We start from the raw sequence: 21,682 nt of genomic DNA on the forward strand, positions 1-21,682 counted from the left end.
GCCAGCTTGAAGCTGGCTTTTTTCTTTTTAACCCCTACCGCAACAAATCTTTATCCACTTCATTCCCTGGAAGTTGACTTTCCAACGCGAGACGCTGAATCGCCTTCTCCTGATGCTCTCTATGAGGAGGCTCCGTCGCACTAGCCACGGATTGGACGGTCACCTTAGGCTCTTCAGAGCTTTTAGGCTCCCGCTTGAGAATCACCTCTCGAGCATCATCAGGAAGTTCAATACCGGCTTCCATTAAAGCCGCTTTTGAGATTTCAATGGCCTTTGATTTGACTCTCAATGCACTCGATTTTTTAATATCAATCCAAAAAAAGACCTTAAGTACTATTGACGACGAACCCATACTTTCGGCGACGATGAGGGGTGGCGGCTCGGCCAGAATTTCTGGAATTTTCTTAAGCGCGTCGTAGATCACTTTTTCGGCCGCACTCAATGATTCGCTATATCCGATGCCGACGACAAAGTTGTAGCGCGTTTTGGGATTCGCCGTCGTATTGACCACGACCGACTGGATGACGATCGCATTAGGAATCAGAATCAAATTCCCATCACTGTCCATGACGGTCGTTCCACGCATATTTAAATTTTGAACCACACCCGTGTAACTTCCTACAGTGATCGTATCCCCTTTGGTGAATGGACTGCGGATGGCAAGCAGGACTCCCGAGAGAAAGTTCTCGGCAATCCCTTTAAAAGCAAAACCCATCACGATTCCCAGGATGCCCGTTCCACCAATAATGGTGGATGCCAAGCCCGAGAGCCCTAAGGTTGCAAGCACGATGTACATCATGATCGCATAAAGAGGCAAAAGACTGACGAAGCTGACCACGGAGACGAGAAAAGGATTACTGATATATCTTCCCCACAAAGTGCGATTGAATCGCCCGATAAATCCCGCCGAAAAAAAGAATATCACTAACAAAAGGAGTGCGAGGCCCAGGAGTGGAACTTTCTTTTTTGTGATCTCGATCAGGCGACGCATTTCCTGATTTACCGGAGTAAAGTCCGAAACGGCAGGTTCTTGCACTTTCGCTTTGTTGATCACGGCGAGGACACTGGGAAGTCGATCGGCCGTCGCCACCAGCCAGTCCAAATGAGTTTTATCTTTCACCGTTCCTTCAATGAAAACTAGGCCGTTATTGATTCGAATGGTCAGTTCTGGAAACCAGCCGGCTTCTTTGAGAATTCCGTTGAGAACCTCTTCCGTGGCCTGATCATCTTTGCTATTGGGAATTTTTCGAACTTTCGTAAGCTCCGGCTCGGATTTGGAGATGGGCTTTGCCAGTTCTTGAGTTTGCTCTTGAGCCAGAGATGTCCCGTGAAAGATCGCCGAAAAAGACACAAGAAAAAATGCCATCACGAAAAATTTGCTCATCCATCCACCTCGATTTGTCGAAAGCAATTTAAACCCGTCGTAAAAGCAATTAGCATGCCCCGCTCTGTTGATTAAAAAATCATATACACTATTGTCGGTAACATTGTATGGTGAGAATCGAACCATTACGCCACTATAGAGGGCATTTTTCCACGAAGAGCTCGAGGTGATATTATGAATTTTGCCAATGTTATTATTGAATACGTCAATGCCATCGTTGGATCGATCTTCTTCTTTAACACCCTTTTTTTCTTAGAAGGTTATGACCTCCCCCTCGTCGTTGTCTGGCTGGGTATTGGTTCTCTCTATTTTACTTTTAAATATAAATTCGTTTGCGTTCGATGCTTTAAACACGCCATCGACTTAACTCGCGGAGCATATGATAAAAAAGGTTCCGAAGGTGAAGTCAGTCACTACTCGGCGCTAGCTACGGCGCTCGCCGCAACTCTCGGATTGGGAAATATTGCGGGCGTGGCCATTGCCATCGCTACGGGCGGACCGGGCGCCACTTTTTGGATGGTCGTCGCAGGATTTTTAGGAATGACGGCCAAATTTGTCGAGTGTAGTTTGGCTCAAATCTATCGCGAAAGTCGCCCTGATGGTCACATGATGGGTGGAGCGATGCTCTATTTAGAAAAAGGTCTCGAGGAAAAAGGTTTAAAGTCTTTAGGGAAATATTTAGCAATTATCTTTTCTGTCATTTGCGTATTTGCATCCATGGGTGGTGGAGGAGCATTCCAGGTCAATCAATCCATGCTCACTATTTCGCAAGTTTTTCCATTTTTTAATGACTACGGATGGCTCTACGGATTGATCATGACCTCTCTCGTTGGACTTGTGATCATCGGCGGAATTAAAAGTATTGCGAATGTCGCAAACAAAGTCGTGCCCTTTATGTGTATCTTGTTTATTTGCATGATGACCTACGTTTTAATCTACTATTCCGAGCGGATACCTTGGGCTTTAAACACGATCATTAGTGAAGCGTTTAGCCCGAACGCCATCTATGGTGGATTTTTGGGAGTCTTGGTGATCGGTTTTCGTAGAGCCGCTTTCTCCAACGAAGCCGGCGTTGGATCGGCCGCGATCGTTCATTCGGCCTCCAAAACGGAGCATCCGATTCAGGAGGGAATTGTTTCCATCTTAGAGCCATTTATCGACACCGTGGTGATGTGCACGTTCACCGCCGTGGTGATTGTCGTGACGCGCGCTTATGACAATCCGGATTACATTGATCTCATTCACGCAAAAAACGGTGCAGGAATTACTTCTAAAGCTTTTGGACAAGCCCACTACTCCTTCCCCTGGATATTGTGCTTAGTGGTTTTTCTCTTCGCTTACGCAACTGTAATCGCTTGGTCTTACTATGGCGAAAGGTGCTTTACTTATCTCTTTGGTGAAAAGTACTCCATGGTTTACAAGATTTTATTTTGTATTGTGATCTTTATGGGTTCCATCACCACTTCCACCAACATTATGGAGTTTGGTGACCTGATGATTTTAGGGATGGCATTTCCGAACGTCATCGGATGCTTTTTATTGCGTGATAAAGTTCGCATTAAGCTAGAAGAGTATTTGGACCTTCTCAAGTCCGGAAAAATCGCGAAAGTAAAATAGGCACAGTTGCAGTTGATGATGTTCTCTTTGAAGACAATGCGATAACCACAAAATGAACTAAAAAAATCTGAAACTCACAAAACTATAGACTTTTCCCTAAAGAATTAGAAAATAGAGGTATCTAAGAATGGATACCTTTAGCAGCAAGGATGGGTGTATGGGTAAAGAGCATCGTAAGTTACGGAATCTCGTTGTTCGGCCCGAGCAACAGCTCAAAATGGCCACATGGATTGCCATCGGATTTATTACAATTCTTTTAACTCTTTTTATCGCAAACCTTTATCTGGTGATCGACAAAATTCATACCCTTGGTATTGTCTATCAACTCGATTCCGAAATGATTTCCGCCGCAACGACATCGATCATCGAAAGTCATTTCATCATAGGTGTTCTGATTATTGTCCTGGCGCTTCTGATCTTCGTTTTCTCTATTCAAATGAGCCATAAAATTTTTGGGCCCGTCGTAGCGATCCAGACTCTGATCGACGACCTCAAACAAGGGAAATACGGATCGCAGCGAACTCTCCGCAAGGGGGATCACTTGGTGGAGATCATGGATAATTTAAACCAACTTTCAAAAAATTTAGAATCTAAAAACGGAGGCCCTCGTGGATAAGGTGAGTCTAACAATTATCGCATTTATCCTGGGAGCCGGAGGTTTTGGCGGATACAAGTTTTATAAGAGCATGAGCGAATCCAAAAACCTCGTCGAGTTTCGCAGCCAAGCCGACAACTTTACCGAGGAAGTCAGAGCTCATCTCACCCAAACAGCCGCCTGCACCGAAACATTGAAAAACGTAAAACTCGGAATCAATGCCTCGACAAACTTAATCGATATCCGAAATACTGACGGCAGCACCAAATACGTGATCAATGCGCCTTACGCGAACAACTCTTTTTCTATCTCGAAGATGGGCTTTGTCTACAATCCTGGAGACAACACCAGCTCATCCAACTCCGGTCAGGGATCTTTAGTGTTTCAACTCAAGGCCAATAAAAGCGTCATGGGTAATGCCACTCTTCCTCCGCGAGTTATCGGTATTCGTATCAACAAAAACCAAGAAGGGACTCTCGGAAGCTGCGTGGCCCTCTCGCGAATGACGGATGGCATTTGGCAACGCTCGTCGAGCATCACGGATATCTACTACAGCGGTGGAAAAGTGGCCCTTAATACTTTAGTGCCTGCAGCAGATTTACATGTGAATAATCCCTCGGGCCCATCCAATTTATTAATTAGCGGGAACGCCGACGATAGCAAAACATGGTCTGCTCTCTATCTCGGCGACAATCAAGGCTCTCTCATCAAAAACTCTTGGATGCTTGGGCATAAAAAAGAAAGCGGAACGCCTCTTGAGGAATCCTTTCAAATTGTAAGGCACTATTCTGACACCACCACTCCCGCGGACGATAAGACTGTAGCCATCTCGATCACTAAAGAGCCTCACTTCCATGTGGGAATTGGCACAACAGAACCGAAAGCGCGACTGGAGGTGAGTGGAGAAATTCGCCTCGCTGGCGCTGCGGTCCTGCCCTGCTCGACCGTCACCGAAGGGGCTTTTCGCTATAACTCCACATTAAAAAATATGGAATTCTGCGACGGCACCGAATGGAAAAGCTTCTCGGCCGGAACGACCTGTCCCCCAGGAACACGCCAAACCACACCAACATCCAATGGGGGTTGGGTTTGCTCGACGTAAGATGATCCACCGAAATAAAAAAATAGGATACTCCGTAGTAGCGACTCTTTTTATTACTATTTCCCTGCTCGCTATGCTCGAGTGCCTTGCTTACGTAATATTAAAACAAAATCCAGACCAGACGTTTTTCAAAAGAAAAGTTTTGAAAGAAAGATTTAATTTTTATATCGAAAAATATCCATTCCTTAAAATGCGAGCAACTGATCCTCTATTTGTTCAATATCGTCAACTCGAATACAAGAGTAAAGATATCGCATACTTTAACGCCCAAGGGATACTCGCCTATGAGCCCAATCAAAACGTAACATCTACAGTCGGATTTGCCGATACAAAAGACCCCGTATATTATATCCAAGAGTCTACTGACTCTCGTGGTCGTCGGTTGACCCATCCTCGGGATCTCGACACCACTCACCGAAAAAAGCATCTGCTCGTTCTAGGATGTTCCTTCACTTGGGGAGACTGGTTAGCCGATAAAGAGACTCTACCTTGGCTATTAAATGAAAGACAAGATACGTTCAATGTCTACAATTTGGGAGGCTCAGGCCATTCCCCTGCTGATATCGCCGCACGAATTGATTTCGATCACTTGTTTGAAAACGTTCAACCAATCGGCGGCAGAGCAATCTATGTCTTTTACTTCGATCACATCCGACGTTTCTTCGGAACTATGAGAAAGCTCCACGCCGGGAGCACACGTGCATATTACGAAGAGGTCTCTCCCCATCAATTCATCTTTAAAGGAATTCATCGCGATCATAAGCCGATCCAAGCACTTATAGCACCTCTTTTGACTCAATCAAATTTGGCCCAACTTCTCGAAATCGACTTCCCTCCAATCACCTCGAGCAAGTACCATATATTTGCTAGGTTCATTAAAACTCTCGAACAGCGATATCACCGCAAATTTGGATCCGATAATCTATTTTCGATTGTGCTATACCCGAATCCGGTCGCCAGTATTGACTATCGTGAGCTCAAGGATGCTTTTAAAGCAGAAGGTCTCAACGTCATCGATTATTCTAGCTTCAGAATCTTTCGATTTTTTGAAGGCCCCGCCTCGCTCGCAGACGGGCATCCCACAGGCGCTGCGAACAAAGTTTTAGCGGACATGATCATCCAAGATCTGTTAAAATAAAATCTCGGCTATCTTTCGATAATACAGGTGTTTTTTATACAATTTGCTGGCGGCAACTTTGCTTCTTCTGGACGACTGACCGGGCAATCCGAACTCTTGTATTTTTTCTGAATGTTTTCCTCTAAAAACTGATCGGCTTCGGAGCTGAATTCTCTGTTCACCGCGTAGGAGTCACAAAAGCCCGCTTTGGTCACACAATCATCATCTTTCGCGCAGGAAAACCAAGTCACGTCGGCACCAAAGTGATAAAGATAGTTTAAGTCCAAGGTCGAATTGATTCGAATCAGAGAATTTACATGGGTGAAAACTTTATTTTCTTTTCGATTTAACACCGACATCACCGCTTTCACATTACTTCGTGTTAAAAATACCCCTTCCACAGTAATATGAGAGTAGTTGAGGTTTTTAAGTTGATGGAAACTTTTCATTTCCTCCGCGGAGTACTCAATGAGTCTGTTCGTCTCCGCAACAGCATCTGAAGTGCAAGTTTCAAAATCTTTATTTTTTGCCGAATCTTTTTTATGGAACTCGTTTTTATAATTTACAGCCATCAGTTTGGAGCCAGACTCAACGATCTCGTAACTAAATCCTAACGGGAGAGTTTGCTTCTTGTTGGCCTCATGGGAGATCACACAGTTAATGATCTGAGGAACCAAAACAATGGCCAGTTTCCCTGGAGGAACATAAGGCTCAAGAATCGATTTCACCATTTGTTTTTGAGTCGCCGCGCAGGAAACTATCAAACTAAACAATAGAGCTGAGACAAGACCACGAAATAAATATCCTTGGGATTCGGCATGAGGCATTCGCCAAGTATGGAATTCCTAACTTGTTAAATCAAGGTCCGGCACACTTCGTCTGGAAACTTTTCGGGCTTTCGCTCGAGATTTTACGCGATCCTTGTCCCTAATGTTATTTAACTTTTCGAGGAGAAGGTCCGAGATCAGGGCGAGGGCTCTGTAGAGATTGGCATCCGCTTTGACGATTTTAACACCGGAGTATCTGCCCCTGGGTATGTACAAAGTCACGCGAAAGACATCCGGCCCACTTTGTCGAGGGGAGTTTTGCATTTCTAACGTGACACTCAGATCTTTTGGAGCGAGCAACGGGAATTTTTCACAGACCGGCAACAAGCGGTCGCTGACGGCACTATTTGCAAGCTCCGATTTTTCTAAATTTTTGTAATGGATTTTCATCACGATCACCTCCCAAAAACTTCATCCACCTTACCTTCAAAGTCTCCCTTTTTTAAAATGGATAAAAATACTCGATTGCAGTGCTTTAATCTATATAACGAAGGAGTCCCGCAATTTTGCAGCGAGATGGTTTTCGATCTTTCGATTTGCGGTCACTAAAAACAGCTCCTCATAAACCCCATCCAGTTTACCAATTTCGATCAATTCACCTCGCAGAAGCTGATTCGTCACCGTGTGCGAGGCCGCGGCAATCACTCCCATTTCGTTGACCGCCATCAGTTTCTTAATCGCGATATCTTGGCTTTCGACAACTATGTTCAAAGAGAGTTGGTTGACCTTCGCCCAGTGCTCAATACTTTGCCTGAGTTGACTATCGTAGGTTGGCAATATCATATGCGTCTCTGAAAGCGATTGAGGATAATTCTTACGAAGATGCTTAAATTTAGGAGCAGAATAGAACGCGACATGTTTTTTCGCAATGGACTTCACGTAGAGCCCTACCGCTTCGATACCTTGGGGTAGAAAGTTGGTTACGAACAGGTCAATCTTGTGAGAGAGGAGACCGTTGAGTAAATCCTCGGACTTCCCCTCAAGCAATGTAATCTGACAGGGAGAAATCGATTGGGCCTTCTTTACCATTTGCATTACAATTTGCTTAGGTATGCTGTCGAGCGCAGCAATCTGAAGGGTCGGGCGATGAGGCTTCCGCCCGTCATTGAGGACCTCCAACATCTCCGAGCCCATCCGGAAAATCTGTTTAGAGTATTCGAGAGCAATTTTACCATGCTCTGTGAGTGTGAGTTTTTTATGCCGGCGCTCAAACAGCTGGAAACCAATGACATCCTCAAACTGCTTCAGTTGGGCGGACAAGGTGGGCTGACCCACTCTTAACTTTTCCGCCGCTTTAGAGACAGAGCCCTCCTCGGCGATCGTCTTGAAATAAAACAAGTGATGATAGTTGATCCAAGAATTCATAGCGCACCTCAACTCCTTTTATCAGAGCTGGCTTATATTACATTCGCCATTCTACTGGTTGCAAGTTTGAAACGACTGAATGTCCCGAATATCGCTTAATACGATGGGAGCCTTCGTATTTATGCATTTCTCACTTTTTTGAATCCTCCGATAAGGTAATAGGGGTGAAACAATAAGGGAGTTCAAATGAGAAAATCTAAAAACCAATTCAGCGATATTTTTGATTCCGAACAAGGGATACATATCTCTATTTTTATGCCGCGACCAAAAAGTATTCTTCAATGCAAAGAGCAACTTCGAGAGCACCTCGACACCTGCCAAAACCAAATTGGAGAGGAAATACCGCCCACGGAGCTGGATCATCTTTTACGACCTATCAAAAATCTTTTTGATAACCCACAGCTCTTGATGTCGGTGAAGGATCATATTGGCATCTTTCGCTCCGCAAACATGATGAGAATCGTCAGCGTTCCTACCTCCACACTTCCCTACTGCCATATCGCGGAAACTTTTCATGTAAAGCCCCTCTTTGAGGCTCTGAATAGCGATTTTGATTATATCTTCTTTGGCTCCGACAACGCCCGCGGGTATCTCTATGTTGGAAACAAGAATGGATATAATTTGGTGGAAGAGTACATCTACCAAACTCAGGAACGCTTTATGTTTGATCCGGATGCTTCAAGTTCGGGCGCCAAAAAAGTCCAGTTCCAGCAATCGAAGCGAGTTTTAAAATGGGTTTGCGACAAGATTAAAGAGATGGATGTCGAGCGAGAGCACACGCTGTTTCTCTGTGCGCCAGCGAAACATCGCAAATTTTTAAAATCTCAATTGAAAGATCACGACTTGTATCCGATGGCCATCTCCGACCGATTCAACTTAAAAAGAGAAACCGTCGCGCACAAGACCATTCGCGATATTATGATCATTGATACTCAGATTAACCACAACTTTTTATTGAGCGAGATCGCGAATGTCAAAGATCCGTCTTGCGTGTCTTACGACCTTATGGAGATCTCACAAGCGGCAAGGCACGGTTACGTCGAAAGACTCATCGTCGCCTCAGATGTTAAAATCTTTGGACGCGTCGATTTTGCAAAGTCGCTGATTTATGTTCATGATAAAGATACCGATCACACCGATGACGATATTCTCGACGACATCGCGCAAAAGGTGCACGCCACCCGCGGAGACGTTCTCGTCGTCCCTAGAGATCTCATTCCGAACAATCATCCGGTGGTGGCTGTGATTCAGTGGCCTTCGACACTGGATAAAATGGGGCCCGACGTTATTGAAGATCATCTTTAAACGCACAATGGGACGGAGCTAAAAGTACCACTCGAGGCGTCCGTTCCCACCCTCCCAAGAGAATGAATCCACGTCACCACTGGCGGTGAGGTGTAAATGACAAAACTCACTCCATGCAATGGTGTAGCGTGCATTGAGTCGGTGCTCTTGGTATTTCACCAAATCTGTCGGCGGAAAGAGAGCCCCTTCTCCGCTCATCCGATAAAGGGTGACTTCGTACCCGAGGCGCCATTCGTCTTTATCTCTAAAGGCATTGAGGGAACGGTACCAAACATGAGGCAGGATAAATTGCTGATTGAGAGTCTCCGAATTATGCTCCCATCGTCGCACATGGCCAGCCACACCGTAAATCCACGACGAACGCTCGTTCTGTAAAAGTAAATCCAAGCCTCGACGGGTCCAAATCCCTTGATCCGCGCTCGAGCTCAAGGGATCGATGAGGCCTTCCGTCCGAGATACATATCTCACGTCGAAGTTGATAATACGCTCTTGACCGAAGCGACCTCGAAGTCCCAGGCGAGATTCCTTATACTCATAGCGTGTGTTCCGATCGTCATGAACACGAATTAATGGACTTTGCAAAGTCCCATAATATTCGACGAAATTTTCCTCGGTGGTGTGAAGCCACCGACCAACGAATCCGTATTGGGTGGAAGACTTTAGATCTCGCTCGGACTCCTCTGTGCGAAGCGTGAAAGATGGATCAATCAGTGTCGTAAACAGGCGCAAGGTGTGACCCTCATCCACCGCGACCTCCACGGCTGCACCAAAATCATTATATTTCTTTGCACCACTCAGCTGGGTATAACCAATCAGTTGAATGCCGTTCGTCATTTTGAAGCTGGCCTCTAACACCAAATTTTTAAGCTGCTCTTCTAAATTATCGTTACCGAGATAGACCAGTTGAACCCGAACTCCATCGCTCACCTGCTGCTGGATCTTTAAACGATGGAGAGTGGAAAATCGACTGCGACTCAAACTCCCCACGTTAAAGAAGAAGGCTCTCTCGCTTTTAAGAAAGCCGTATTCGCTCTGCATATCGTTTCGGTACGCGAGAATATCCGAAAAGTATTCGGAATCGATACGACGAGATGTCGAAACTTCCGTCGTCTCTTCCTCCGAGAAAAAGTTGTATTCGGGCATTGTGCCATAGGCGGAGGACAATGCCGACAGTAGAAAAAGACACAGAGCGATCATCGCACGAATCTCGGGCTAAGGCTGGCGAAGAGAGGGGCAGCGTTTGGCATCTTTCACCGGTTTCAATTCCGCGTTTTCTTTGAGGGATCCATTAGATTCGTTAATGGTCAAATGCTGTTCCGTACACTCCTGCAAGGAGAGATCAATATGTTTAATCTTCGTCCCGGTGAGACTGTCTACAATATCTAAATCGTGACGTCCTGGAGGAAGCCACTCACCGATATCATTGAGCCTTGCAATTTCAATTTGACGATTGTCGAGATAGACCGAACGATTGGCATTCGCTTGCGGGCGGTAATGCAAAAAGAAGTGGGATCGATCCATCAAGTGGGGATCACGAGAGTCTGTGAGCTGTGGAGAGAGTTGGCAGCGGAGAGTGCATAGGCCCACAACGACAGTGAGGACTATAAGATTTACGGTTTTCAATGGAACTCCTTGAGGTCAAAACGATTCATTACACCGGCAACTATAGCGCAAAAAGAGCCCAGCTAAAATAGATAATTAAAAGATAATGTTCGCGTAGTGTCTTATTTCCGAAACCGTTTTTTTCAATGAGTTCAGAGGCTGGCTTGATGCTCAAACTCAAGCTTTTTGCGTTCCGCGCTGACAAATGGGAGTGAACTTGAATACTCGGGAATTTCTAGAATTACGGTAGCGCCTTTTCCGTATTCACTTTCAATTCGAATACGGCCGCCCATTTCATCCAATGATGTTTTGGCCGAGTAGAGCCCAAGTCCCGTGGAACTCTCCCCGCCCGTGGGCTTTGCCGAAAGTTCCGCATGAGGGAGAAACACCTTTTGGAGATCCTCTTTGCTAAACCCAGGACCCTCATCCTGAATTTCGACGATCAATTGCCCACGATGAGATCGGCTCGACATTCGAATCGAGGAAAACCGTGGAGAAAACTTAATCGCGTTACTCAAAATATTCATTATGACATCTCTCAACTTCAGCGGATCGGCCCTCACCAAACCCACTGATTCTGATGATTTAAACTCGATAGACTGGCCCTTCTTTATTGCGAGAGGACTGAGAAGAAGTTGAACCTCTCGAAGAACGCTGTTCAATTCAACCACGCATTGAGTGCTTTGATTCTCGTGGAGCTCGCTCAGCAAACTGGTCACCAAAGACAACGTCGTGTTAGAAACCCTTTGGATCACTTGAGTCGCCTCGATCACCGAATGGCGATTGGCGGGATCACTGGCGACAAGTTCAGCAAATCCACTAATGGTCCCCAAGGGATTTTTGAGATCGTGAACGATTCGTTTAATTTTCGATTCGTTTCTCTGTGCGATCTCGCGAAGTTGGCTGTTGGCTTTTTCAAAATTTAAGAGCGTAATACCCAAAGTGTGATTCAGGGTTGTCGCTCGACGCCGCTCGTAGAAGAAAAGCGACATAAATATAAGAACCATAAAAATATCCAGAGAATTCAAAAAGAGCAACTTATGAGACACGCCGGAGTTTGCGAGGCCGTCTTCTCGACCGAGATTAGAAATTTTTCGAGTCTCCGCCATAATGAGCCGATCGGTCGTCTGGATCAGCTTATCGATATCTTCGGTGCGGCTCACTTGAGAGCACTGGGTAACAAGTTCGGAAGTGAGCTCGGTGCCGTCTCCCGACAGCTCCAGCTGAGTCTTGAGATCCTCGAATTCCCGCCCCAGCGAACACCGACTCATATCGGCGTGGCGCGCATCAAAAAGGGCTTCTCTAAGGCGGTATACCGAATCGAGATTCTGCTGAGAGAGAGGAATTTGTCGACTGGTCTCTTTCGCAAGCTCACTGTCTTTATAAAGAAAGTAATCACTGGCGATATTGACCAATATAAAAAGACCGACAGTAACGTAGATGACACTTCTTAACATGCAAGACCTCCGGGAAAGAGGGTTTCTTTTAAGAAAACGGGGGAACTCCCTTCGAATTTATTCGTGTCGTTAAATTTTCGCTACGTGAATCATCTCAAGAAACACTCTCCGCCGCTGAATGGTCTAAAATTTCCCTCAAACGACACCGCGCTCTAGACCAAGGCACAGCTAGAATTGAACGTCCCTAAAACACCGAGGTTAAATTTTCACCTATTAAAACTGTTGGGGATACCCGCCTTTATACTCCCCGGGTTTTAGATAAAGCCTGTCATAAATGTCATATTTATCGTTTTCCAGTTTTGTAACAACAGCCCAGCTCAGAGCCAGAAAAATGAGGAGCAGAAGCAATATTGCAGCTAGTATTTTAAAGCGATGCTTCTTAAAAAATTTAATCTTATAAAATCCGACGCAAGTTTACATCTGCCTTCACTTCTCCTAGGACATTGTAATCCATGCGTCGGACTATTGTACCATCCATCGGTTTCACCATCAAACGAGGAGATCCTAAGTGATCGGCTATGATATGGTCCTTTGTTCCTCCGGTAATCATGTAATCTGGAACATTGATTCGGGTGGCGTATATAAACTCTTTAGCTAAAGTACCAGCAGTGTTGTTCACATAAGCCGCGATGCGGAGTTGATCCTCATACACTGCTCGCCACGGTAAAGTGCTACCAATGCTCTTTGTGACTCTTCGATCTAATCCATCGTGATCAAAAGTGTGGACTGCGCCGCTTGGGAGTGTGGTCTGCTTTAAATTCCCCATGACGTCGTAGACAAAACTACTGCTCGGCGTTGGAGTCCATTGAATCCCAGTGAGGTAACCGTTCGTGTTATGGGTATATGTCCTAAAGTATAAGTTAAAATACGATCTTGATCATCGTAGGTCGCTGTGAATGCGACCCCATCGATTGTACCACCGGTGCGACTACTGTTACTATCGTAAGTAAACGTTGTTGTGATCAAACCATTCACAGACACTTGACTCGATGTGAATCGGAAAGACTGGTCGTACTTTTGCTATTTAAAAATTCTGAGGATCTCGCGATTGGACTCCGTTAAGGATAATAATCTATTTCGATATCAAGTCCCAAGCTGCCTATTACTGCTGTTTGTTTTTTATCTATAGAAAGTACAGGTCTAAATTCATCTTTAATGTGCACAACTACAACAAGTGCACCTTTTGATTTCTTTAAAGCATTTTTAATTTTAATATGACGTGGAATCATTTTAAATATCTTTTCAATATGCTTATTAAGTTCAGCGGATTTTAAGTTAGTTTTCTGCGAGTGCCAGCCGTTGTATTTTCTAAGTCTTGACCCAAACTCTACCTTGTCACCCTTAAGATAATCTTTAGAAGGCTTATGCTTTAATATTTTAGTAATTTCTTCCGGCTCAAACTTAAAATCGTAGAGCTTAATATATACGTACATGTTATTTATTTTATTCATGTCTTCGCGCCCTTAATTATGTCGTTGATATAAAGAATTCGAATACTGTCAGCTATTCTGCAATAACACTACTAGGTTTTTGGCTTTCTCGATACTTAGAGCAACCATAATAAGTTCCTGCAGCACAAATCAAACCCACAAATGACCAAATCAAAATTTTTTTAGAAGGCGATAATTTGTTAATTTTTAACCTCTCTGTTTATAATTATTAACTTAATCATCACTTACGCCCCACGTCTAGCGGGATGCTGCGGAGGTGAAATTAAATCTAAAGGATGCTTAGTATCTCCTCCTGCTGGTCTTGGACGAAATGGCATACATTTTTGTAAATCTTGCGGACCCAGTTTATCATTTAAAAAATCATTAACGTTATTGCTATTGTTATTTTCCACTTCTGAAACAGTTGGTGGACCAAAAAGCATGTCATAGCCAGCCATAGCACCACCGACAATCGCCCCTCCCACAACAGCAACTACAGGTAATAAAACTGCAGCTCGACCTTGAGGATCAATAAAATTCACAGGGTCACTGAGCACATAGCCATAAAGGTTTACATCTCCACCATCAAATCTAATCGGATCCTTCGTAGTCCATCGCCCAGTGTTGCGTGGATCGTAATCTCTCGCTCCAAATCTCACTAACTGCACACCAGGCTCGTAAATACCTCCGGCAAATCCAAAGGGCTGAAAGCTTGGATTAGTATCTGCTTTTACTTCACCCAACACGTTGTAATCCATGCGTTGGGCTATTGTACCATCCGTGGTTTTTACCATCAATCGCGGGGATCCTAGATGATCCGTTACGATACGGTACTTAACTCCTCCGCTAATCATGTAATCTGGGACATTCAATCTCGTTGCGTACACAAATTCTTTCGCTAAAATGCCCGCGGTGTTATTTACATAAGCTGCAATTCTAAGATTGTTTTCGTAAACTGCACGCCATTGGAGCGTCCCTCCGATACTTTTTGTAACCCTACGGTCTAGTCCATCGTGATCAAACGTATGGACTGCTCCACTCGTTAAGGTGGTTTGCTTTAAATTCCCCATGGCATCGTAGACAAAACTACTGCTTGTAGATGGTGTCCACTGGATCCCCGTTAAATACCCATTCGTGTTGTGGGTATAGGTTCTGGAGTTATAAGTGAGGATACGATCTTGGTCATCGTAGGTCGCGCTGAATGCGACACTATCGATTGTACCGCTCGTGCGGTTACTGTTATTATCGTAAGTAAACGTTGTTGTTGTGGACCCATTTACAGACATTGCTGTTAGTCGGCCGGCTGAATCGTAGGAGTAGACGTAATTTGTCGTAGTACCTAATACGTTCTCGCTTTTCCCGATAATGCGGCTCGTGACATCTCTCGTCAAAGCATAGCTATAAAGCACCGTGCTGGTCGGAGTATAGGTGGCCGTGTAAGTCGAGAGATTTCCGTTTGCATCATATGTTCTCGTATCGGTGATATTACCAATCGTCGTTGTGCTTAAGCGGCCCGATGGATAGCTATAAGTAAGAGCTAGATCTCCGACTTGGGATAATTCGTCGTCATCATTATATGAATAATTTATTGTGGACGCGCCACTCGAAGAACTTGGCTGCGTGATCCGAGAGCTAATTCTGTGCTCACTGTCAAAAGTGAAGGCCACTTTTCCAAAGAGATAGTTGTCGGAATTTCTTCGTTGCTCGTCATCTTTTACTCCGTGGCCGTAATAATCGAAAACTGAGGCTGGTCCGTTCGGCGATACGATTTTTTCTAGCTGTTTCGTTGTCGAATCGTATTGGTAAACGTAATTTCCTGCAGCGATGGTTTTTGTGGCTAGTTTTCCCGTCGTTGAATTGTATGAGAACCCGATCGTGGTGGAGTTAGGTAATGTAATTAACGTCACTTTTTTATCACCGTTGTAGGTGTACGTCGTGTTCTTCGGGATGCTTACGCCGATGGAGGGGGGATGATAGTCACTAAGCTCTTCGTAGGCGTTATATAAAAATGCGTGAGCCGGGCGGCCTGGCGGGGTAATACTCGCTAACTCTCCATTGGCGTTATATGTTTTGCTGATCACACGGGAATCTGGCAGCGTAATAGAGGTTACGCGTCCAGCAAGATCATAACCGAAGTAAGTAGTCTCGCTGAGCGCATTTGCAATCGAGGACAAGTATCCAGATCCATTGTACGTGTAGGTGAGGGAATTCTGGTTTAATCCCTGTTTTTTATTACTTAAGCGTCCATTGCCGTCATAGGTTTAGTCCCACGGCGTATCGGATCCCACCTGAAGACTTGCGAGTTGTTCGTTGGCATTTAACTCGGTCGTGACGATTGCCCCCTCAGGAGAGGTATCTGTGAAAGTCCGAGTGGCTTTGTCGAAAAAATTGGTCCATGTTTTGGAGTTTACCGTGCGAGTATTCGTTTCCGTAAAATACTGAAGCCATGGAGCGAATCGCGGATCGATGATACCCGTTGTCACACTCTGTCCATAGGTTGTGGATTTAATGTTAGATCCAATCGTATGAGTCTCGGAAGAAATGCGCTTTAATTGTCCGAAAAATCTCTCATCCCTGGCCACAGAATTAAACCTCGATTCGATGACGTTTGCGATACTTATGTCACCATCAGACTCCTCTACGTAATTAGTTGAAAATCCATCGGGTTCCACCGAATTACGATACAATGTTCCGCCGGAATGTGTGATGTAATGGTTTGTTTCTGTACCTAAATTAGATTCCTGAGAAACCGATCCAGATTTATCAGTTCCTGTTTTAGATAATTCCCACTTATTTCCCCCAAAACTCAAATCCTGTATCAGGCGGCCATTGCTATCGTACGAAAAAGTAGAAATTTGGCCGCCGGGTTTTGTAAAAGTTTCTAGGAGTTTTGTACCTGTTTTGTAAGTCAAAGAATAGATTTCCCCATTGGGATTAGTCACAGACAGTATTCTTCCCGTACCGCTGACCGCAACAGTAGTTGTTTGCCCGTAGGGAGCAACGATACTTATCAAGTTGCCTGATCCGTTATAATTTAACGTCGTTCGATTACCAAAAGTATCGTCAATGTAAATTAACTTATCACCGCTGTATGTGAATTGATATTTCAATACTCCTGTTAATGCGGATTTTGTACTCAAGTGCCTTCCGGAAAAGGTATCGAAAAAATATATCTCTTTTCCATCAGGACTAACTGATTCATGCTGTGTAATTAGCGGTGGAACAAAAGTAACACCGCGAATCTGGCGCATGACCTGGCTCTCACCGTCCCCTTTGAATAATTTCATATTCGATATTTGAAAATGATGTTGCGGGGAAATGGTCCAAAGATGCCTATTAAATTCAGGAATTGTACCTATGCCAGTATGATCTGTAGCGTAACTTGAAGTGTAGTCACTGGAATAGTTCAGAAAAAAATCAGTACCTACAATTGGAATGCGCTCAGAAAGAGTCTGCTTAGTGACTCCAATAATTGATCCCGCCTCTTTCACATCGCATTTTGCGCAGGGCTCGTGGACAAAAGTATTTAATGTGACATAGTAATTTTGAACACCGTTTGAACCGACTGTTTCTATGACCTGATACTCTAACGTACTTGGACCTAATGTAGTTGCATTAAATTCTGCATCTACGACGCAATGTAAGGTATTGCCTGTTGGCGGAGGAGCACTATTACCCGAACAGGAATCAGTTAAAATATTCCAACCCGCGGGCATCGGGCTCGTGTAAGTTGTTACCCCAAACCCCTCCGGATGAGCAGCGTTAAAGCCGTACTGTAGCACCACAGAGTCACCTAGATAGAGATCCACATCCGTAGTGCAATAATAATCGCTCCCGACACTCACACAACTTCTATCAACGGCTAAGTTCTGTCGTTTGCCATTTATGGTAGTTTTAATAATATCGACATCAGCAGTATTTGCTAATTGCCCGTAACTAAAAATTGGTGCAAAAAAAATATCAATAACAAATTTATAGTATTCATATGGGCTCCAGAAATATTATTTTAACATTTAAGACCTCAGCAGAATTCACTCAATACATATTCATGTAAAGTTAGAATTGAAAATCATAATAAATGTGGAATAAAAACTAGACTTATTTATGGTACTACTTTTGTTTATTACATTGATATGTCTAAAATTAAAGCATCGGACTTATTAAGTGCCGATGAATGATTTAGCAAATCCCAGATTTTTTGCTTTGCGCTACAAAAAGGCAACTGTCACCTATGATTTACGAAAAGGGAACTGTTACCTATAAATAAAAAAGGGGCTTGCGGCCCCTTTCTAGTTGAACTGTTTATCGCATCAACGATTATCGCTTAATGTTGATCACGTCGGCTAACATTTCGTCGGCGGTGGTGATCGACTTGGCGTTGGCTTGGAAGTTTCGCTGAGTCTTGATCATGTCTACGAATTCGCTGGCGAGATCGACTGTGGATCTCTCGAGCGCGCTCGCTAGAATTTGACCGCGTCCACCGTGAGACGCTGCACCGATGGCGGCTCCTCCCGATTCTCTGGATTCCTTCAACTTGTTATTACCCACTTTAAACAGAGCTTCGGGGTTTTCGAACTTCGCGACAGCGACCTGAGCTAAATCTTGGGCTTCCCCGTTACTGTAAGTCGCCGTGAGAACACCCTCGTCACTGAAAGAAACACCCGTTAAAGTTCCTGCACCCGCTCCGTCTTGAGACCAAGACATTAAATCCGACACGTGACCAAATTGTCTGACACCCTTGAGGCCCGTTCCGCCCGTGGCGATCGAGTCACCAAAGTTAAACGTGATGTCTTGGTTAGGAATAGCGCCGACGAAAGAGAAGTTCTTTTGATTTAACTTGTCCTCTTGAAGTTTACCTTCGGGAGTGAACGTCATTTCCCCTGAGGCCACTTCCGCGTAAGGAAGAGCAGGATCTGCACCCGCGATTTCCGAAGATTTTGCTAAAGCTTTATACTCCCACTGACCCTCAGCTTTCTTTACGAATGCAAGAGTGAGTAAATGCTTAGTCCCTTGGCTATCATGCACTTCTACACCCGTCGTAAAGTCTGCCGATTTGTAAGGATCCGCAAGATTGATCTGTTTATCAGGGCTTGCTGGCATACGAGAGTCCAAATTCATATCAAAGCGAACAAGCTTAGTTCCGCGCGCTGGAACTAAACTGCGAGGGATTTGCATATCCGTCATTTTATTTGTAAGTTCACCGGTATCATTAATCTCAAATCCTTTGAGTTTATAACCGTCTGTGGTCATCAAATATCCATCTTTATCAAAGTGGAATTCTCCGTTGCGAGTAAAAGAACGTCCTGTGGGCCCATCGACAACGAAGTAACCGTTCCCATTGATCGCAAGATCTGTATCGCGACCGGTATTATCGATATTCCCTTGAGCGAGGACCGGTGTCACCGAAGCCACCTTGGATCCGCGACCCACTTGCATCCCACTGTAAGCCCCGTGAATACTACGGCTCATCATATCCTGGAACTCGGCACGACTTGTTTTAAAACCGTTGGTCGACGCGTTCGCGATATTATCCGCAGTAACCCCTAAAGCTTGTCCGTTGGCCGCAAGGCCCGCTACCGCTGTTGTCATTGACGACGTGATTCCCATTTAACTCCCCCTCTTTTAACTTTCTATTATTTTATTTTTTTAATTCTTATTTAAGTTTTGTTGTTAAGTTTTTCGCATCAAAAGCCGCTAAGTCGATCGGGAGGTTTTGTTCTCCTCCCAAAATTGAAGGCGCACTCTTAGCCATTGGAGACGACGAAGGCGTTGCCATTCCTAAAGAACGTTTCGCCGGACCCGCTTTATCTACTCCCGCTTCCTTCATCTCAATTGTCTTTACATCTTTCAACGCAATCGCGCGCGCGCCCACCATTAAGATAGGCCCCTTGTCTGTAAAGTTCACACCCGTCACTTGCCCTTTAAACTGGGTGTTCACATTCACTTTCCCTTTGGTTTCCGAAGCGGCTTGCACAGAAACTTTGTAGTTTCCTGCGGGAAGAACTTTGTTCTCCTTATCGTTTCCGTCCCAACTGATTTTAACTGGGCCTTTTTGCTGATGATTGAGTTCCATCTCTTTGACAATGTTCCCATTAGGATCGGTGATCGAAATCTGAACCACATCAGCTTCATCGGCGAGATCAAAACTGATCTCGTGTTTTTTATCACCTTTGGCGCGATCAATCTTGCTACTGTCACCCGAAATATATTTACCCATGAGATCCAGCGACTGATACTGAGTATTACTCACCTGGTTTTTGTTCATGTCGGTGAGCACCTCTTTAATGTTCGACATTTGCTCCAAGGATGAGAATTGCGCTAACTGTGCCGCCATCTCGTGCTCTTTTAATGGATTCATCGGATCTTGATTTTTCACTTGAGTGAGCATCAGTTTAAAGAACGCATCCTTATCGAGCTTGGGATTTCCCTTTCCTTCGATAGCCCGACCCGTTTTGGTCATCTCGTTTCCAGAAATCTGGTTGGCGACTTCACCGACGCTGGGCTGATTGGAATTCTTTTTAGGAGCGCCCGCCTTCGCGGAATCTGCTGCTGCTGAAAAAGGCTGACTATTGACTTTCATTTTCTACTCCTTAAGCCACCACGTTCAAACGACCATTCCCTGCAGGACGCGTTTGAGCGGGATGAAGTCCTTGCGGACCATTCGCCGATGTTGGGAATCGTTCAAGTTCCATTCCCATAGTTTGTTGACGGAAAGCCTGGCGATCATCGCGGAACTGGCCGAGGAAGTTGCGCGCAAACTGCTGATCCATCTGATTTGGATTGTTGTTCTGCATATCTTTAAATGAGTCAGACACGTCGACTTTGACGGTTTCTATTTTTAAATTTTGGCCCTCTAAGGCCGTACGAATTTCTGAGAGATTGTTTTCGAGAGCGCGTTTGATTTCGGCATTATCAGCCTTCATCTCTATGCTCACCACTCCCGCATCAACACCCACTTTTAGATCAATCGTGCCCATGCCTTCAGGCGTGAGCTTCATGACCATTTCGCCGCCGCCATCTTTAATCATCGTACGCACATTGGTGACAACGGCGTCGGAGTTTTCTTTTTGTTGCACTTGAGTCATCTCGGAGGCTTTCGCTTCGAGAACTTTAGAAAACTGATCTGTAATTTTATCTTTGTTCTGAACTCCGATTTGATCGGCCCGCACGTCGGCTAAACTTTCTGCTAAATTTTGCTCATCCTGCGAAAAATCCTTTAAGTTCTCCTCTTTATTTCCGATAGAACTATCGAGAGCGCCAACTTGAATATCCGCAGTGGCTGAGTCCTGAGAAAGAATAGACGTGTTTTCAGCAGCGCCCTCTACCGATGGTTGCGCTTTTAGTCCCAAAGATTCATTGAGCTTTAACAGATCCGCAAATTCCGATACTTCCTGGGGAGATACCGCTTCCATTTGAGAAATATCAATACCCTCTGTTCCTTCGAGAACTGGGTTTTCGATATTCATGATTTCACTCTGTGTCACATTTAAATCTAAAAGATCTTTTGTCGGTGTTGATTGCGGAAGGATCCCGTCCATTCCTTGGATCTCACCTTCGACGATGTCTTGGGGCATTCCATTCGTGATCAATGGGCTCGATTTTTCTGGTGATGTCGCGTCCACTTTGGCTACAGGTTTACCCTGAGATTCTGACTTATCAGAAGGCCTCATTGTTTTGGGCTGCTGAGAGTTCTGGTGTGGACTTTCTTGAGCCGCGACTTCCTCTTCTTTCCGTTTAGGCGCTTTCTTTTGGGTTTTCTCTAATTCTCTTTCAAAAGAACGATCCGCCTTCTTTAAAGAAGACTTCTCCGGTGCGTGAGCTCCCGGCTTTTGAACTAAAATATTATTCTTCCCCTGTGCCCCTGTAACCACTCGAACCCCT

At 44.8% G+C, this 21,682-nt stretch carries 19 protein-coding genes; 5 read left to right on the forward strand and 14 right to left on the reverse strand.

All coding sequences use genetic code 11. The annotated features are described in order from the left end of the window. Positions 1-34: 34 nt before the first annotated feature. Complete coding sequence (locus K2Q26_01730; protein ID MBY0314209.1) at positions 35-1,384, reverse strand: mechanosensitive ion channel; 1,350 nt, start codon at positions 1,382-1,384, stop codon at positions 35-37. Positions 1,385-1,558: 174 nt separating this feature from the next. Between K2Q26_01730 and K2Q26_01735 the strand changes: the two genes are divergently transcribed. The 4 genes from K2Q26_01735 to K2Q26_01750 all read left to right on the forward strand — a co-directional run bounded on the left by K2Q26_01735 (position 1,559) and on the right by K2Q26_01750 (position 5,836). Continuing rightward, the gene (locus K2Q26_01735) at positions 1,559-3,001 is read left to right on the forward strand and encodes an alanine:cation symporter family protein (protein ID MBY0314210.1); all 1,443 of its coding nucleotides are present in this window, start codon (positions 1,559-1,561) and stop codon (positions 2,999-3,001) included. A gap of 157 nt (positions 3,002-3,158) precedes the next feature. After that, positions 3,159-3,617 carry a hypothetical protein gene (locus tag K2Q26_01740; GenBank protein MBY0314211.1) on the forward strand — a complete coding sequence of 153 codons (459 nt, stop codon included), beginning with the start codon at positions 3,159-3,161 and terminating at the stop codon, positions 3,615-3,617. After that, on the forward strand, positions 3,610-4,698 hold the full coding sequence (locus K2Q26_01745; protein ID MBY0314212.1) for a hypothetical protein: 1,089 nt from the start codon (positions 3,610-3,612) through the stop codon (positions 4,696-4,698). The genes K2Q26_01740 and K2Q26_01745 overlap by 8 nt, the downstream gene beginning before the upstream one ends. Positions 4,699-4,840: 142 nt before the next feature. After that, positions 4,841-5,836 (forward strand): hypothetical protein, encoded by a 996-nt coding sequence (locus tag K2Q26_01750; protein MBY0314213.1) that lies wholly within the window; start codon positions 4,841-4,843, stop codon positions 5,834-5,836. Positions 5,837-5,844: 8 nt separating this feature from the next. On the opposite strand, the gene K2Q26_01755 is transcribed toward K2Q26_01750, so the two are convergent. From K2Q26_01755 to K2Q26_01765, 3 genes are all read right to left on the reverse strand, one after another. Beyond that, entirely contained in the window at positions 5,845-6,642 is a 798-nt protein-coding gene (locus tag K2Q26_01755; GenBank protein ID MBY0314214.1) for a hypothetical protein, read from the reverse strand. 18 nt (positions 6,643-6,660) lie between these two features. After that, positions 6,661-7,035 (reverse strand): hypothetical protein, encoded by a 375-nt coding sequence (locus tag K2Q26_01760; GenBank protein MBY0314215.1) that lies wholly within the window; start codon positions 7,033-7,035, stop codon positions 6,661-6,663. Between the two features lie 87 nt (positions 7,036-7,122). Then, the gene (locus tag K2Q26_01765; GenBank protein ID MBY0314216.1) at positions 7,123-8,007 is read right to left on the reverse strand and encodes a LysR family transcriptional regulator; all 885 of its coding nucleotides are present in this window, start codon (positions 8,005-8,007) and stop codon (positions 7,123-7,125) included. 186 nt (positions 8,008-8,193) lie between these two features. On the opposite strand from K2Q26_01765, the gene K2Q26_01770 reads away from it, so the two are divergent. After that, complete coding sequence (locus K2Q26_01770) at positions 8,194-9,312, forward strand: hypothetical protein (GenBank protein MBY0314217.1); 1,119 nt, start codon at positions 8,194-8,196, stop codon at positions 9,310-9,312. An 18-nt stretch (positions 9,313-9,330) separates the two neighbouring features. On the opposite strand, the gene K2Q26_01775 is transcribed toward K2Q26_01770, so the two are convergent. The 10 genes from K2Q26_01775 to K2Q26_01820 all read right to left on the reverse strand — a co-directional run bounded on the left by K2Q26_01775 (position 9,331) and on the right by K2Q26_01820 (position 21,672). Next, complete coding sequence (locus tag K2Q26_01775; GenBank protein MBY0314218.1) at positions 9,331-10,509, reverse strand: hypothetical protein; 1,179 nt, start codon at positions 10,507-10,509, stop codon at positions 9,331-9,333. Positions 10,510-10,524: 15 nt separating this feature from the next. Next, complete coding sequence (locus K2Q26_01780; protein MBY0314219.1) at positions 10,525-10,935, reverse strand: hypothetical protein; 411 nt, start codon at positions 10,933-10,935, stop codon at positions 10,525-10,527. Positions 10,936-11,066: 131 nt separating this feature from the next. Continuing rightward, positions 11,067-12,371 (reverse strand): HAMP domain-containing histidine kinase, encoded by a 1,305-nt coding sequence (locus K2Q26_01785; GenBank protein ID MBY0314220.1) that lies wholly within the window; start codon positions 12,369-12,371, stop codon positions 11,067-11,069. A 394-nt stretch (positions 12,372-12,765) separates the two neighbouring features. Continuing rightward, the gene (locus K2Q26_01790; GenBank protein ID MBY0314221.1) at positions 12,766-13,137 is read right to left on the reverse strand and encodes a hypothetical protein; all 372 of its coding nucleotides are present in this window, start codon (positions 13,135-13,137) and stop codon (positions 12,766-12,768) included. Between the two features lie 292 nt (positions 13,138-13,429). Then, positions 13,430-13,822 (reverse strand): DUF4279 domain-containing protein, encoded by a 393-nt coding sequence (locus K2Q26_01795; protein ID MBY0314222.1) that lies wholly within the window; start codon positions 13,820-13,822, stop codon positions 13,430-13,432. A gap of 224 nt (positions 13,823-14,046) precedes the next feature. Beyond that, positions 14,047-15,975 (reverse strand): hypothetical protein, encoded by a 1,929-nt coding sequence (locus K2Q26_01800; GenBank protein ID MBY0314223.1) that lies wholly within the window; start codon positions 15,973-15,975, stop codon positions 14,047-14,049. 87 nt (positions 15,976-16,062) lie between these two features. Beyond that, on the reverse strand, positions 16,063-17,646 hold the full coding sequence (locus tag K2Q26_01805) for a hypothetical protein (protein MBY0314224.1): 1,584 nt from the start codon (positions 17,644-17,646) through the stop codon (positions 16,063-16,065). Between the two features lie 472 nt (positions 17,647-18,118). Beyond that, a complete protein-coding gene (locus tag K2Q26_01810; protein ID MBY0314225.1) occupies positions 18,119-19,408 on the reverse strand; it encodes a flagellar hook protein FlgE in 1,290 nt (429 codons plus the stop codon). A 46-nt stretch (positions 19,409-19,454) separates the two neighbouring features. Next, the gene (locus K2Q26_01815) at positions 19,455-20,381 is read right to left on the reverse strand and encodes a flagellar biosynthesis protein FlgD (GenBank protein ID MBY0314226.1); all 927 of its coding nucleotides are present in this window, start codon (positions 20,379-20,381) and stop codon (positions 19,455-19,457) included. 10 nt (positions 20,382-20,391) lie between these two features. Then, positions 20,392-21,672: a flagellar hook-length control protein FliK gene (locus K2Q26_01820; GenBank protein ID MBY0314227.1), complete on the reverse strand. Its 1,281-nt coding sequence runs from the start codon at positions 21,670-21,672 to the stop codon at positions 20,392-20,394. Positions 21,673-21,682: the final 10 nt, after the last annotated feature.

The sequence above is a fragment of the Bdellovibrionales bacterium genome (genome assembly GCA_019750295.1).
Classification (GTDB): domain Bacteria; phylum Bdellovibrionota; class Bdellovibrionia; order Bdellovibrionales; family JAGQZY01; genus JAIEOS01.

Coding starts and splice junctions, on each gene's coding strand:
- K2Q26_01730 (MBY0314209.1), bottom strand. CDS start 1,384: ATGAGCAAATTTTTCGTGATGGCATTTTTTCTTGTGTCTTTTTCGGCG.
- K2Q26_01735 (MBY0314210.1), top strand. CDS start 1,559: ATGAATTTTGCCAATGTTATTATTGAATACGTCAATGCCATCGTTGGA.
- K2Q26_01740 (MBY0314211.1), top strand. CDS start 3,159: ATGGGTAAAGAGCATCGTAAGTTACGGAATCTCGTTGTTCGGCCCGAG.
- K2Q26_01755 (MBY0314214.1), bottom strand. CDS start 6,642: ATGCCTCATGCCGAATCCCAAGGATATTTATTTCGTGGTCTTGTCTCA.
- K2Q26_01765 (MBY0314216.1), bottom strand. CDS start 8,007: ATGAATTCTTGGATCAACTATCATCACTTGTTTTATTTCAAGACGATC.
- K2Q26_01770 (MBY0314217.1), top strand. CDS start 8,194: ATGAGAAAATCTAAAAACCAATTCAGCGATATTTTTGATTCCGAACAA.
- K2Q26_01775 (MBY0314218.1), bottom strand. CDS start 10,509: ATGATCGCTCTGTGTCTTTTTCTACTGTCGGCATTGTCCTCCGCCTAT.
- K2Q26_01785 (MBY0314220.1), bottom strand. CDS start 12,371: ATGTTAAGAAGTGTCATCTACGTTACTGTCGGTCTTTTTATATTGGTC.
- K2Q26_01790 (MBY0314221.1), bottom strand. CDS start 13,137: ATGGGGAATTTAAAGCAGACCACACTCCCAAGCGGCGCAGTCCACACT.
- K2Q26_01795 (MBY0314222.1), bottom strand. CDS start 13,822: ATGAATAAAATAAATAACATGTACGTATATATTAAGCTCTACGATTTT.
- K2Q26_01810 (MBY0314225.1), bottom strand. CDS start 19,408: ATGGGAATCACGTCGTCAATGACAACAGCGGTAGCGGGCCTTGCGGCC.
- K2Q26_01815 (MBY0314226.1), bottom strand. CDS start 20,381: ATGAAAGTCAATAGTCAGCCTTTTTCAGCAGCAGCAGATTCCGCGAAG.